General features: G+C 43.4%; 14 protein-coding genes. 5 read left to right on the top strand and 9 right to left on the bottom strand.

Going from position 1 to position 13171, the window contains the following annotated elements; translation table 11 throughout:
• Positions 1–83: 83 nt before the first annotated feature.
• Both AAEY93_RS08185 and AAEY93_RS08180 read right to left on the bottom strand, forming a co-directional pair.
• Positions 84–749: a DUF3047 domain-containing protein gene (locus AAEY93_RS08185; RefSeq protein ID WP_124011731.1), complete on the bottom strand. Its 666-nt coding sequence runs from the start codon at positions 747–749 to the stop codon at positions 84–86.
• 694 nt (positions 750–1443) lie between these two features.
• Positions 1444–1695, bottom strand: a complete 252-nt coding sequence (locus tag AAEY93_RS08180; RefSeq protein WP_351076043.1) for a GlsB/YeaQ/YmgE family stress response membrane protein — start codon at positions 1693–1695, stop codon at positions 1444–1446.
• A gap of 769 nt (positions 1696–2464) precedes the next feature.
• On the opposite strand from AAEY93_RS08180, the gene AAEY93_RS08175 reads away from it, so the two are divergent.
• The 4 genes from AAEY93_RS08175 to AAEY93_RS08160 all read left to right on the top strand — a co-directional run bounded on the left by AAEY93_RS08175 (position 2465) and on the right by AAEY93_RS08160 (position 6884).
• Complete coding sequence (locus AAEY93_RS08175; RefSeq protein WP_124011732.1) at positions 2465–2911, top strand: c-type cytochrome; 447 nt, start codon at positions 2465–2467, stop codon at positions 2909–2911.
• 3 nt (positions 2912–2914) lie between these two features.
• Positions 2915–4303: a cbb3-type cytochrome c oxidase subunit I gene (locus AAEY93_RS08170; protein ID WP_124011733.1), complete on the top strand. Its 1389-nt coding sequence runs from the start codon at positions 2915–2917 to the stop codon at positions 4301–4303.
• A gap of 103 nt (positions 4304–4406) precedes the next feature.
• Positions 4407–6248, top strand: coding sequence for a nitric oxide reductase activation protein NorD (locus AAEY93_RS08165; RefSeq protein ID WP_351076038.1), 1842 nt, complete (start codon positions 4407–4409; stop codon positions 6246–6248).
• A 267-nt stretch (positions 6249–6515) separates the two neighbouring features.
• Positions 6516–6884: a hypothetical protein gene (locus AAEY93_RS08160; protein WP_101032030.1), complete on the top strand. Its 369-nt coding sequence runs from the start codon at positions 6516–6518 to the stop codon at positions 6882–6884.
• Between the two features lie 125 nt (positions 6885–7009).
• Here the strand turns inward: AAEY93_RS08160 and AAEY93_RS08155 are convergent, their stop codons facing one another.
• The 5 genes from AAEY93_RS08155 to AAEY93_RS08135 all read right to left on the bottom strand — a co-directional run bounded on the left by AAEY93_RS08155 (position 7010) and on the right by AAEY93_RS08135 (position 9781).
• On the bottom strand, positions 7010–7297 hold the full coding sequence (locus AAEY93_RS08155) for a cytochrome C oxidase subunit IV family protein (RefSeq protein ID WP_101032031.1): 288 nt from the start codon (positions 7295–7297) through the stop codon (positions 7010–7012).
• A gap of 41 nt (positions 7298–7338) precedes the next feature.
• Positions 7339–7971, bottom strand: coding sequence for a cytochrome c oxidase subunit 3 family protein (locus AAEY93_RS08150; RefSeq protein ID WP_233768544.1), 633 nt, complete (start codon positions 7969–7971; stop codon positions 7339–7341).
• Positions 7972–7982: 11 nt separating this feature from the next.
• A complete protein-coding gene (locus tag AAEY93_RS08145) occupies positions 7983–8792 on the bottom strand; it encodes a CbbQ/NirQ/NorQ/GpvN family protein (RefSeq protein ID WP_101032032.1) in 810 nt (269 codons plus the stop codon).
• Between the two features lie 110 nt (positions 8793–8902).
• Positions 8903–9160, bottom strand: a complete 258-nt coding sequence (locus tag AAEY93_RS08140) for a cytochrome C oxidase subunit IV family protein (RefSeq protein WP_233768545.1) — start codon at positions 9158–9160, stop codon at positions 8903–8905.
• Between the two features lie 3 nt (positions 9161–9163).
• Positions 9164–9781, bottom strand: a complete 618-nt coding sequence (locus AAEY93_RS08135; protein ID WP_124011735.1) for a cytochrome c oxidase subunit 3 family protein — start codon at positions 9779–9781, stop codon at positions 9164–9166.
• A gap of 396 nt (positions 9782–10177) precedes the next feature.
• On the opposite strand from AAEY93_RS08135, the gene AAEY93_RS08130 reads away from it, so the two are divergent.
• Positions 10178–11797 (top strand): NAD(P)/FAD-dependent oxidoreductase, encoded by a 1620-nt coding sequence (locus AAEY93_RS08130; RefSeq protein WP_101032035.1) that lies wholly within the window; start codon positions 10178–10180, stop codon positions 11795–11797.
• 168 nt (positions 11798–11965) lie between these two features.
• Here the strand turns inward: AAEY93_RS08130 and AAEY93_RS08125 are convergent, their stop codons facing one another.
• Positions 11966–12205 carry a CDGSH iron-sulfur domain-containing protein gene (locus AAEY93_RS08125; RefSeq protein WP_101032036.1) on the bottom strand — a complete coding sequence of 80 codons (240 nt, stop codon included), beginning with the start codon at positions 12203–12205 and terminating at the stop codon, positions 11966–11968.
• A gap of 497 nt (positions 12206–12702) precedes the next feature.
• On the bottom strand, positions 12703–13104 hold the full coding sequence (locus AAEY93_RS08120; RefSeq protein WP_351076029.1) for a GFA family protein: 402 nt from the start codon (positions 13102–13104) through the stop codon (positions 12703–12705).
• Between the last annotated feature and the right edge of the window lie 67 nt (positions 13105–13171).

Below are 13171 nucleotides of genomic sequence, written 5' to 3'. Positions count from 1 at the left end.
CGGCTGACTCGCTAGCTAAACATAAGTGCAAATTATTGTATTGATTTAATTTTATGCTATTTGAATCGCTGATTAACAAGTTGCTACATTGCACTGAATACTATGTCACCATAATAAGATTCGGCTTGTTTGCCGCTATTATCGGTATCGGTCATAATCGCGATAATGTCTATGTATTTATACGCTTTCTGGTTCGCTTGCTCACTGCCTTTATCACCAAAAATATCAATCAAGTCTTGGTATACATTGCGTTTTTCTTGATACCACTGACCCTTTTGCGCTTCTTTTCCTCGAACAGACATCATTTTGACACTTGAGCCAGCAAACGCATTATCCCAAACCAAGTCTTTATCTTGATTACTCGACCAAACATAGTTTAATGATTTGGTTTTCCACACCATAAAACCACCATCGATAACCACGTAAATTCGAGCGACAAAGTCATCGCCTTTTTTACTGCGCTCATCTAACTGCAGCAGCGTTTTTTCGACTAACCAACTCCAGTTTAGGTAAGGCGTTGCAGTAAGATCAATTTGCTGTTCTAACACTAACCCTGATGCGGCATTATGACTGAGTGCTTTTAGCGCCAAGCGCCCTTTATATTCATCTATGGTGTAAATTGATTCACCTGAGAATTCTTTGGGTTCCCAGCTATCAATCCCCTTGTCACTCAATGAGGTCAGGTTAGTAGCAGCGGTCACATTCAAGCAAACGATTATGCTAAAAAGTAAAATAGTCCATCGAAGCATGTGGTCCTCCTATCACTACACTAAGTGGTATAACGCCGAACACTGATACATTTATCAGTGAGTTTGATCTAAGCCATAATGATAACTAAAGACGACCAAGTCACATTTATAATCAATAACATAGTCTCTTTCAGCATCCATTGCGATAGTCTTTGTTTATTCAGGCACATACATAGAGCTCATTTCTCAGTAAATTGAGCCCTAGATAATTAACCATGACCACTATGGCTGAAGTAAACCAACAAAAGAGGCCGATTTACTCATACACATATTCATATTCAGAACAATACTCATAAGGCGTGTTGTATCGGCTCACAATAGTGTTGTCATGGTTATGCTATAGCAGTTTGCGTTTTTGAGTACTTATACCCAAGCCACTTCAACATGCTCTTTTCAGCGCTCCCGAAGGATAACTGGACAAGACAGTGATTGAAGAGACTGTATCGCAAGAGCCTAGATCGCTACGCTGCTAGGACGCTGCGCGGCGAGATCCTATAAAATCTTAGCAGCGAAGCTGTCGCTAGCCCTGATATGACAAGCCAAGGGCCTAGGTGCCAGACCGCTCTATCCGTGAGCGCAGCGACCCTAGAACCTAGCAGACCGAAGGCTGCCCTATTCCTAGCACCTTGAACTCGGTCTCTTCTGGACATACACAACCCTGCATTTCGAGGTCGTTTGGGTATATGTTAGCTTGCTATAGCTTTTTAATAAGGCCAACAACAAATAACAAGATGACAGCACCCGCCGTTGCGGTAATAATTGAACCCAGTAGCCCTCCCATAGAAATGCCTAGTAAACTAAATACAACCCCCCCGACCACTGCCCCTACAATACCGACTACGATATTACCGAGTAGACCAAAGCCCATCCCTTTCATTAACGTCCCAGCCAACCAGCCGGCTAATGCGCCAATGGCTAACGTAATCAATAAGCCTGTTATATCCATAATTCACTCCTGTTAATAACCCATGTTGATATTTTTTTACAATCTAACACTTCCAACACAGAGGCAGCGTTACTGAGTCCCTGAGTTAACTTATTGACCACCTCTTTTACCTGAAGTCGCAGGCTATGGCGGCAACGTCAGTTTTGAAGGCTTATTCCTTGGCATAGGTGCTCCATCACACCATCAGCCGAATGGATAAATGACGTTTAAAAATTTATCCTCTATTGTCCAGCGATCAAATACTATGATCCACTCTCAGCTACGACCTTCACGCCCCCCTTATATTGGAAAAGCAAAGAGGAAGAATTTTTCTCGCTTTGTGTCATTTTTACGCTTAACCAAGTCACCCATTTTCATTTTATAAAAAAGCTTACTGAACAAGACCAAAGTGACACATTTCTATTGAGTATTGTAGATACCCCTCCATCATCGCATCAACTTTAGCAGTATCAATTAGCATTTAACAGTCCCCAAAAACTTGCTATGTGGCTGGTGATGAACAAAGTCATAGGATCATCAAGCCTGTTCCCCTGGTGGTTAATTGTTAGAGTATCAGAATAACTGGGGCAACAGCCTGGAATAGGCTTTTCTAGGGAGATATTTGATCAAAAAAACCAAGCTAAACAACTCTGATTACAAGCAGTGTCATGTCCCTGTGTCGATTATGTCTAATAATTCCAGTGAATAATTCAGTGTGCACTACACTTAGTTGACCTTTTAGCTAATCTTTGACCAAAAGTTAAAGTAAGTAAGTATAAGGGATAGCAATATGTCAGACACTTTTACGAAAGGTATGGCTCGAAATATATACTATGGCGGCAGTGTGTTTTTTCTACTATTGTTTGCCGGCCTCGCTATGCATACCACCAGAGAAATGCCCAAATCTGATCATCGAGAGAACCTCACCCAAGCCGTTGTAAACGGTAAAGCCGTATGGGAAGACAACAACTGTATTGGTTGCCATACACTCATTGGTGAAGGCGCTTATTATGCGCCAGAGTTGGGAAATGTTTTTTATCGCCGCGGTGGCGGTGATCTCGATGCATTTAAAGGCTTTATGCAAGGTTGGATGAAAATTCAACCTCTCGGTATCCCTGGACGTCGACAAATGCCTCAATTTAACTTAACGGAACAACAGGTTAACGATTTGGCAGAGTTCTTGAAATTCACCGCTGAAATAGATGTTAACAGCTGGCCACCGAACATTGAGGGTTAAGCAATGAGCACTTTAAAATTTCAATCTCAATCAGTTGCGACACCTTACTTTATATTTGCGCTTATTTTGTTTACCGGACAAATTCTATTTGGCTTGGTGATGGGCTTGCAATATGTCGTAGGAGATTTTCTCGCGGGGATCATTCCCTTTAACGTTGCTCGAATGGTGCATACTAACTTACTCATCGTTTGGCTATTATTTGGCTTTATGGGTGCCGCTTATTTCCTTGTTCCCGAAGAGTCTGAAACCGAATTGTATAGCCCTAAACTCGCTATCCTGCTTTTCTGGGTATTTGCAGTTGCTGCCACACTCACAGTGTTGGGTTATTTGTTGGTGCCCTATTCAAGATTGGCTGAGATCACGGGAAATGAGTATTTCCCGACGATGGGGCGGGAGTTCTTAGAGCAGCCCACAATTACTAAAATTGGCATTGTTATCGTCTGTCTCGGTTTTCTGTTCAATATCGGCATGACCATGTTGCGCGGCCGAAAAACGGTGATAAACATGGTACTGCTCACCGGGCTAATTGGTCTGGCTGTCTTTTTCCTGTTTTCTTTCTACAATCCGTCCAACATTGCTATGGATAAATTCTATTGGTGGTTTGTGGTCCACCTCTGGGTGGAAGGCGTGTGGGAATTAATTATGGGTGCGATCCTCGCCTTTATACTGATCAAGATCACTGGTGTTGACCGGGAAATTATTGAGAAATGGCTGTATGTAATTGTGGCGATGGCATTGATCTCCGGACTACTGGGAACTGGGCATCACTTTTTTTGGTTAGCCACCCCAGAATACTGGCAATGGGTGGGTTCGGTATTCTCCGCGTTAGAACCTTTACCTTTCTTTGCCATGGTGCTGTATGCATTCAACATGGTCAATAACCGCCGCCGAGAACATCCAAACAAAGCCGCCACGCTGTGGGCGTTAGGAACGGCAGTGATGGCATTTCTGGGCGCTGGTGTGTGGGGATTTTTACATACATTGGCACCGGTTAATTTCTACACTCACGGTACCCAAATCACTGCGGCACATGCCCATATGGCGTTTTACGGTGCCTATGCAATGATAGTACTCACCATTATTTCCTATGCTATGCCGAAGTTACGCGGTATCGGCGAAGCATCGAGTAAAAAAGCGCAAGTACTTGAAATGTGGGGATTCTGGCTAATGACGGTTGCCATGGTCTTCATTACGCTGTTCTTAACTGGAGCTGGGGTATTGCAGGTCTGGTTACAACGTCTACCTGAAGGCGGCGAAGCACTCAGCTTTATGGAAACCCAAGATAAATTATCAATTTTCTATTGGGCACGAGAAGCGACGGGGGTCATATTTTTGATCGGCTTAATAACCTATATGTGTAACTTTATTGTCGATAGAAAGGTCGCTAAATAGCGAACTGAACAATGGACTGCTTTAATCGAATAGAGTTATCGCGGAGTCGTTATTGCCGCTAGTTCCCCCCTATTTTTATCACCATGGAGGCACATAAACTAAAATGGAAGAATGGGTGGGAAGTATTTGGCATAAGTTCATTGTGCAAAAGAGCAACACTGAATTTGATCATGCCCGAGTTCAATTTGATGATATCAAGAAATCCGTTGGGGTGATTTTTCGCGCACTAGGAGGCTCACCGACAAAACGCGTCGAAGCCGCAGTGCCGCGTGATTATTATGCTCATAGAAATTTTATCGATAAAATTTCTGGCGCCAAACAACAAGTCAGCCTTGCTTGGCAAGACGAAACCAGCCTTCGTCTGCCGCAATCCATCGCTATTTTTGATACACCACAACTCAATAAAGAACTCTACCTCTGGCTTGCTGCCCTTGCCCCGCATTACCCAGAGCAGTTCACCCACTGGGCCAGAGACAATCAAGCTGTCGTAGCCAAAGTACTCAATAAATGCCCCGCTCTAAGGCCTCGTTATCAACGACTGGTGACAGCAATACTCAAGCAACGAGTTCCTGTTGAAGCATTGCCTAAATCCTTACAACCGCTCGAACGGGCAGTGATCCAAGCAATAACCCACCCTGGATCTATTATTGAATTTCCGGTTGCACACTATGCACCTCAAGCCATTTATATCTGGTTTTACCCCAATGAGAACGTCAAAGATAACCCCTTTAGCGCGGCAGATATTGATTGCCAAGAAGAGCAAGGTTCATCCGCGGCAACTAAGCAGCAAAGCGTACAGGCTAGAAAAAAATCACAGCGAATAGAAGAAGATGACACCAAAGACAGTCTGATGGTTTTTCGCTTAGAAAACTTGTTCTCGTGGAGCGAGTTTTCTAGGGTGAATCGCGCAGAGGACGACACCGAAGACGATGATGCCCAAAGAGTGGCTGAAGACCTTGATATTATTACGGTGGCAAAGGGCTCAAAGCAAAAAACCGCCAAGCTTAAAATAGATCTCGACTTACCTTCTGCAATTGAGGATGACTTGCCCTTAGGGAAAGGCATTACGCTGCCAGAGTGGAATTACAAATCGAATCAACTGGTGGCTGAGCGTTGTCTATTACAACCTATGTTGCCCCGCGACAGTAAGCCGCAGCCATTGCCGCGGTCATTAGACTCAGCTGCCAAAAAGATCCGCCAACAATTCCAGCAACTGCAAAGTATTAAAAACTGGCAAAAATCTCAGCCGAGCGGAGATGAAATTGATTTAACCGCTTGGTTGGATTTCCATATTGAAAGTCAGACCTCTATGGCGCAAGAAACTGGACTCTACGTTAGGTTTCAGAACTGCCAGCGTGACATAAGCTGCTTGTTACTCTCGGATCTGTCTATGTCGACAGATGCCTACATCAATAACCAACTTAGGGTCATTGATGTCATCAAGGACAGCATGCTGCTATTCAGTGAAGCTTTGGCGGCTGTGGGCGATCCATTTGCGCTGTATGGTTTCTCATCGGTAAAGCGCCATCACGTTAGGTTTACACTATTAAAGAACTTTGCCGAACCCTACAATGATCATATACGTGGCAGGATCCTAAGTTTGCGGCCAGGCTTTTATACCCGAATGGGTGCCGCCATCCGCCAAGCGAGCAATATTTTGGCGGAACAAACACACCACCGAAAGTTGCTGCTTATTTTGACTGATGGCAAGCCGAATGATATCGATAATTACGAAGGTCGATATGGCATTGAAGATACCAAGCAAGCGATTATCGCTGCCCGCCGCCTTGGACTCATTCCATTTTGTATCACCATAGATCAAAAGGCTGACCAATACCTGCCTTATATTTTTGGCCATAATGGCTTCAGCGTTATCTTTGACCCAAGCCAGTTACCGACAAAATTGCCACACTTATATCATCAGCTCACCCAATCTTCTTACTAGACTTTATTAAGCAAAGGAGACCTAAATGATTGAAAAAGTTCCCTGTTTGTATTGCCAGACTGAAAATACACTTGATAGTAAAACGGCGAGGTATTTGACCGACCCCGTTCCTGTCTGTTGCCACTGTGGTATGGCTTTACCAAAAGCGCACCCTAGTAGCCGTGTCTATAAAACCAGAGTTTTTTTATGGGCCTTTGTATTCATTGCGTTATTTTGCTTACTGATGATCATTTATTTACCCAGATAACCGCAGGCAGGTATGTAAACATGAAACTAAATAAATACGATCAAAAACAAATAAAACAAGCGTCTGCAATCGCCTTGTGGTCTCTGCTCAATCTCACCTTTTTACCCCTGCTATCGTTTATCGTGCTGCTTAGCAAAATCAATCAATTTGCTTCCGACTCGTTTTCCGCTTATCACCTCAATTTTGCCATCAAGCTTAATTTAGCCGCTGCAACGGCATTAATACTGGTAAGTGCACTGATGATTTTATTTGGAGGCTTCAATTCGGGCATGACTTGGGTATTTGTGATTACCTATTTTATCTCTGTGCATGCCTTCTTTATTTTGATTGCGGTATGGATGTTAGTGCGGGCGTGGGCGGGTAATAAAATGGGCTACAAACAAGTTTAGTTGTTCATGTTATGGCGAAAAGACATCAATAAGTAATGCAAATATTATTAAATAACTTATTAAAAACTCATTAATCATATGGTTAATTATATTAATATGAGATTCAAGAGTGAACCACTGGGCACTCAAAATAAATAGTAAATCAATCCAATACCTATCGGGAGCAAGGTAACATAAGCCCGTAATAAGTTGCGCCACAATGCTGGCGCCGGTTTCAATTCCATATAGACATCAACAATCAGTAGTCCCTTTATCAAGGTCACCAGCAGAATGCTAGCTAACACAATATCTTCTACACCTTGCAACCAGGCATTACTTGCGCCCAGCGCAACACTGCCCACATAAGCAGAAGCGGCAGTCAGGATAATCAGATAGAGATATACCCGAAGAATGAGACCTTGATGATTGTTCATATTTTGCAGCCTCACATTAGCCTAGTTATGATTAGTTATGATTAATTAATGACGTACAACAGCGGGAAAATAATGATCCACACGAGGTCTACCATATGCCAATAGCAAGCTCCTGACTCAAAACCCGAAAGGCTCTTACCCTGATAGGCTCCTCTTGTTGTTTTGTATGCCATGGAGCCCAAGATAATCATTCCGAGAATGACGTGCATAAAGTGGAATGCTGTGATAAAAAAATACAAGGTAAAATAGGTATTGGTCGACAAACCAAATCCTTGTTGGATCAGCTCGTTATACTCCCATGACTTCACCGCTAAATAGACTCCCGCCGTGAGTAACGCACCGCCCAATAGCGCCGCAGCATAATCTTGGCGTGAATGCTTTACCGCATTTAAGCTGAGGGCGACCAAACAACTACTGGAAATTAACGCAATGGTGTTAATCCCACCGGCGACGGGATGCAGGTAGGTTTGTCCCTGTTGAAACATATCGGGATACAGCTGCCGTGTTACTGCAAAACCAATAATAAAAATAGCGAATACCGTTAGCTCTGCCAAAATGAAAAACCACATTGCCAAATCACCCGGCAAATGTGGCCGCTGGCTTGATGTCACACCCGCGACATCACCGGTTGGTACCTGATTGGATCCGGTATTGACCATATTATGACTTTTCATCTGCAAGGGCATTAACAATCAAAATACAGTCGAGCGACATCCATGAGCGCTTCAACGGTACTGAGATCATCAGACAATGGCTCCGCAAGGCAACTGCGACACGCGGCCAGTGGCGACATACCACTGGATATCATTCGCGCCGCATAAATTAATAAGCGCGTAGAAGCCACTTCATCTAAGTCACAGTCCAGTCTGCGCAGTGACCCGGCCAATTCAATCAACTTACCCGCTAAATCTTGATCTATTTGACATTCCGTCATCAGTATTTGGATCTCGAGCTGAGGATTTGGATAGCCAAGCCGCAATGCGACAAAGCGCTGCCGAGTACTCGCCTTCATTCCTTTAAGAATATTTTGATAACCAGGGTTATAGGACACCACCAACATAAAACCTTGTGCTGCAGCGAGTTCTTCTCCGGTTCGTTCGATCGGTAATATGCGACGATCATCGGCAAGTGGGTGCAATACCACTGTGGTATCTTTACGTGCCTCGACGATTTCATCGAGATAACAAATACCGCCTTCTCTCACCGCCCTCGTTAACGGTCCGTCTTGCCAATAGGTACCCTTTGGACCAATCAAATGACGTCCCACTAAATCCGCGGCAGTTAAGTCATCATGACATGCCACAGTGTATAAAGGTCTGCCTAGTTTCTCCGCCATATAAGCCACAAAGCGCGTTTTACCACAGCCCGTAGGCCCTTTAATTAACAATGGCAGTTGATGAGAAAACGCGTACTCGAACAGTTGTATTTCGTTGTCTTGCTGCTGATAAAATATCTGTTCATTAATAGCAATTGCAGTGGTAGTTGATAAGGTCATATGGGTCCCTAGTATTCGACACTACTCGAAAAGAAAGCTATTTAAATATAGCATTTATTAACATTTTGGCTGAAAAACTCCCATCGCTGTTGGTTAATAACAAAGTTGATTCATAATAAAGTCGTCACCATAATCAAGGATGGGAAGAAAATAAGATAAGCTCGCATCAATAATCGCAAGTATCGATGGGCATGACGCAATTCCATAAAATGATCGATGATCATTAATCCCTTACACATCACGGTCAATGCAACCAAGATGCTAACCAGCGCTGAAGAGTTAAATTTTTCACCCAAAAACGTATTAAATAGCGTTATTCCAATCAACGCCCACCAGCAATACTCCATTTTTCCAAAAGATTTCATCATGGCCTACCTTAGAACATACAAGAGTGGAAAAATAAGGATCCACATCAAATCAATCATGTGCCAGTACATGGCTAATGCTTCTAGACCTGAATGTTGTTTCGCTGAATAGGCTCCTCTACGCACACGAAAAATCACCCATAAAACCGCGCATGCAGCCCAACCCACATGGAGGAAATGATTAAAAGTCATATAGTAATAAACAGTAAAAAACTCACTGCTACTGGTTCGAAAACCCTGCTGATGATTCCAATAGAATTCGCCGGATTTCACCAATAGGTACAAGCAACCACAAGCCAGAGTGAGCCACAGATAGACTTCACACTTGGCTCGATTGTCTAACCGAATATTGATCATGGCTTTTGCAATGAAGTAACTGCTTGAAAGTAATATCAATGTGTTTGTTACCCCCGCGAGGGTACTTACACTTTGGGGGCCTTGAGAAAAAGCTTCTGGGTAATGGTATTTGGCAATAAAATAAGCGACGAAAAAAATACCAAATTCAGTGAGTTCAGATAGGATCCCCACCCATATCGGAATATTACCGGGGATTCGACCAGCCCGCAGCTCACTCCAGGAACTAGGGAAAATGCCCAAAGGTGCTTTGGGGGGCTCACTATTCATCGGGTAATGATCATCATAAGCCCTTTTGGCCAATGGTTGTCGGTTTACCTAAGTTTAGTTCAATAATACACAACAGGCGTGAAATCCCTTTTCTTGACAGGGCTTACCCAAGACATAAATATAATCTAGCCATATAGCATGTTGTTAATGACAGGACAACGATTGGGGCAGTTAAACGACATCCTGATAGTGACGAAAATAAAGGCCTAAAAATGGTCGCTTAATTAACCAATCGGCGCAATAAATGTTAAAAACACCCTTTAACCTGTCCAGTAGCGATGATGAGCTTTCGCCAATCGCAGCCTGAATGGCATATGACATCGATAGATAATTTCATTTTAGAGCTAAATCACGTAAACTATGCGCTGTTTTTTAAGTCTCTTTTTTAGGTAAATCATGATCCGTTTAAACCAAGTACAATTGCCTCTCGACCATAATGAAGATGCGCTGCAAGATGTGGTATTGCAAAAGCTATCTATCTCCGCGGAGCAGCTGGTTGACATACATGTGTTTAAACGTGGCTACGATGCCCGTAAAAAGAATTTAATTTGGTTAATTTATACATTGGATGTGACATTAACCAATGTAGACGAAGTGGCGTTATTGGCGTCGCTTGTTGATGATCACAACATCCGTGTTTCACCAGATACCGATTATAAGTATGTTGCTTGTGCTCCAGAAGGGTTAACGGAGCGCCCATTGGTGATAGGTATGGGACCATGTGGCTTGTTTGTCGGACTTATATTGGCGCAAATGGGTTTTAAGCCCATTATTTTAGAGCGCGGTAAATCAGTGCACGAACGCGCTAAAGATACCTTCCGTTTTTGGCGTACCAGTGAGCTAAACACCGAATCCAATGTGCAATTTGGTGAAGGTGGTGCGGGCACATTCTCTGATGGTAAGTTATACAGTCAAGTCAAAGACCCTGGTTTTAAAGGCTTAAAAGTAAAACAAGAATTTGTTGCCGCGGGCGCACCGGCTGAAATCATTTATGTCAGCAAACCACACATTGGTACCTTTAAACTGGTGACTATGGTGGAGAAAATGCGTAGTGAGATCATCCGATTAGGCGGTGAAGTTCGCTTTGAAACCCGTGTCGATGAAATCAATATTAGCGATCGTCAGGTGACGGGTGTCACACTTAGAAATGGCGAAGTGCTGCATTCTACACATGTCATTGCTGCGATTGGCCACAGTGCCCGTGATACATTCCAAATGTTGCATGATAAAGGCGTGTATATGCAGGCGCAGTCATTTTCGATTGGTTTTCGTATTGAACACAAACAAGACATGATAGATAAAGACCGCTTTGGCAGTAACGCGGGCCACCCAATGTTAGGTGCTGCAGATTACAAGTTGGTCCATCATTGTAAAAGTGGTCGCAGTGTGTACAGCTTTTGTATGTGCCCTGGTGGTGTGGTTGTGGCGGCAACGTCAGAAGAGCATGCGGTAGTCACTAACGGTATGAGCCAATATTCGCGAAGTGAACGTAATGCTAACAGTGCCATTGTGGTGGGGATAGACCCAAGTGATTTTGATAACGATCCACTGCAAGGGATCGCGCTGCAACGTAAATTGGAACGCAATGCCTATGTTATGGGCGGCAGTAATTATGATGCACCTGCGCAAATGGTAGGCGACTTTTTAGCCGCGGGGGTGGGTAAACCGTTTGAAAATGTTGAGCCATCTTATAAACCCAATGTAAAAATGACTGATTTAAGCGATGCATTACCCCAATTCGCCATCGATGCGATCCGCGAAGCCATTCCCGCATTCGGTAAGAAAATTCGAGGTTTTGACAGTAAAGATGCCATGTTAACGGGCGTTGAAACGCGTACCTCTTCACCAGTGCAAATTAAACGTGGCGCAGATTATCAAAGTCTTAATACCAAAGGTTTGTACCCTGCAGGTGAAGGTGCCGGTTATGCAGGCGGCATTTTATCGGCGGGTATCGACGGCATCAGTATTGCCGAAGCCGTTGCATTAGACATGCTAAAACAGATAGCCAACCGTTAATGTCGTCTTAAATTAACAGCGCAACAACGCCACATATGGATAATCGCTTAATTGCCACTGCCGCAAGTGCTGAAATGTCCGCGCAGATTTAATGTTAATATCACTGGAAAACTCCCGCGTTTTGGCCCCGCCCCGCGAGTGATTTTCCTGTTGATGTTCCTGTTGATGTTATGTTTGTTTATGGCTGCCATCACACATTGGCTGAGTTCTTGTTGATTTACAGCCACAAAAGAACACTTTATTAGACTCTTTGGCAGTAAATTTCACTGGTGTAAATTCAGAACCTTTATGAGAACCATCACAAAAAGGCTGTTTTTTACTTTCCCCACATGAACACCAAAAATAATTTTTACCCGCTTCTACCTCGACTGCATAGGGGGTATCTGAAGCACGTATTGGTTTACTCATAATATATTCTCCATAACTAGCTAATAAACATAACAACTAAACTAACAACGAAACTAACAACGAAACTAACAACGAAACTAAGCCACCCATTCTTATAATCAACAACATAGCTGCTTTCATCATTCATTGCGATAGCCTTTGATTATTCCAGCACATAAATTAGCAACATTGCTAATAAGATTGAGCCGTATGACCTGGTCAACTGTAATCGAAATAATCCCGATAACCTCAATGTAGATCCATGCTTAAACATCTTCAGTTGTAGTCTTATTCTCATTATATTGACCATAAACCTTAACCGTCCCATTTCACTCTTCTGACAACACCAGCGACCTAGTGGCTCAATCTCTTTGTGTTCTTACTATATGCATGACATTGCGAGCGGCACCCTGACTTGACTGAGCTTTGTACGTCGGCAGCTATTGGCTGGGAAAACGTCTCATGCGAACAAATGAATGTGACACCCACGATTACTGCTAGTCAAATTTTACTTGTTGTTAAGCAGTCCGATCGATTGGGTGATTGACACCATCGCCGGTGACCACGTTACCTAAATCAAATGGATTGACGCCGTCTAAACAGCCAATGTTAAAGCCATATTCGCTCGGGTTTGAGCGTCGTTGATGATGGGTATAGATACCACAGTGAGAACAGAAGAAGTGTTTCGCGGTGTTGGTATTAAATTGATATAGCTTAAGCACATCTTGGCCTTTTACCAATCGAATTCCATCGAGTTTAACCGAAGCAACAATGGCACCTTTTCTACGACAAATTGAACAATCACAGCGTCTCGGGTTTTCGATGCCGTTTAGTAAAGTGAGTTCAAGTTCAACCGCTCCACAATGACATGTCGCTTTGTGTTTCAGTTCAATGTTGGTATTGCCCACTCGTTTGATCATGCCAAGACCCTTTGTGCTTTATAATGTAACCATTGACTCGTGCTATCTATGTCGGTAACTCGAGGTA

Origin of the sequence: Shewanella sp. CAL98-MNA-CIBAN-0140 (genome assembly GCF_040309905.1) — a bacterium.
GTDB lineage: Bacteria > Pseudomonadota > Gammaproteobacteria > Enterobacterales > Shewanellaceae > Shewanella > Shewanella psychromarinicola.
Note: the sequence above shows the minus strand (reverse complement) of the source record. Positions and strands in the feature narration are given on the sequence as shown.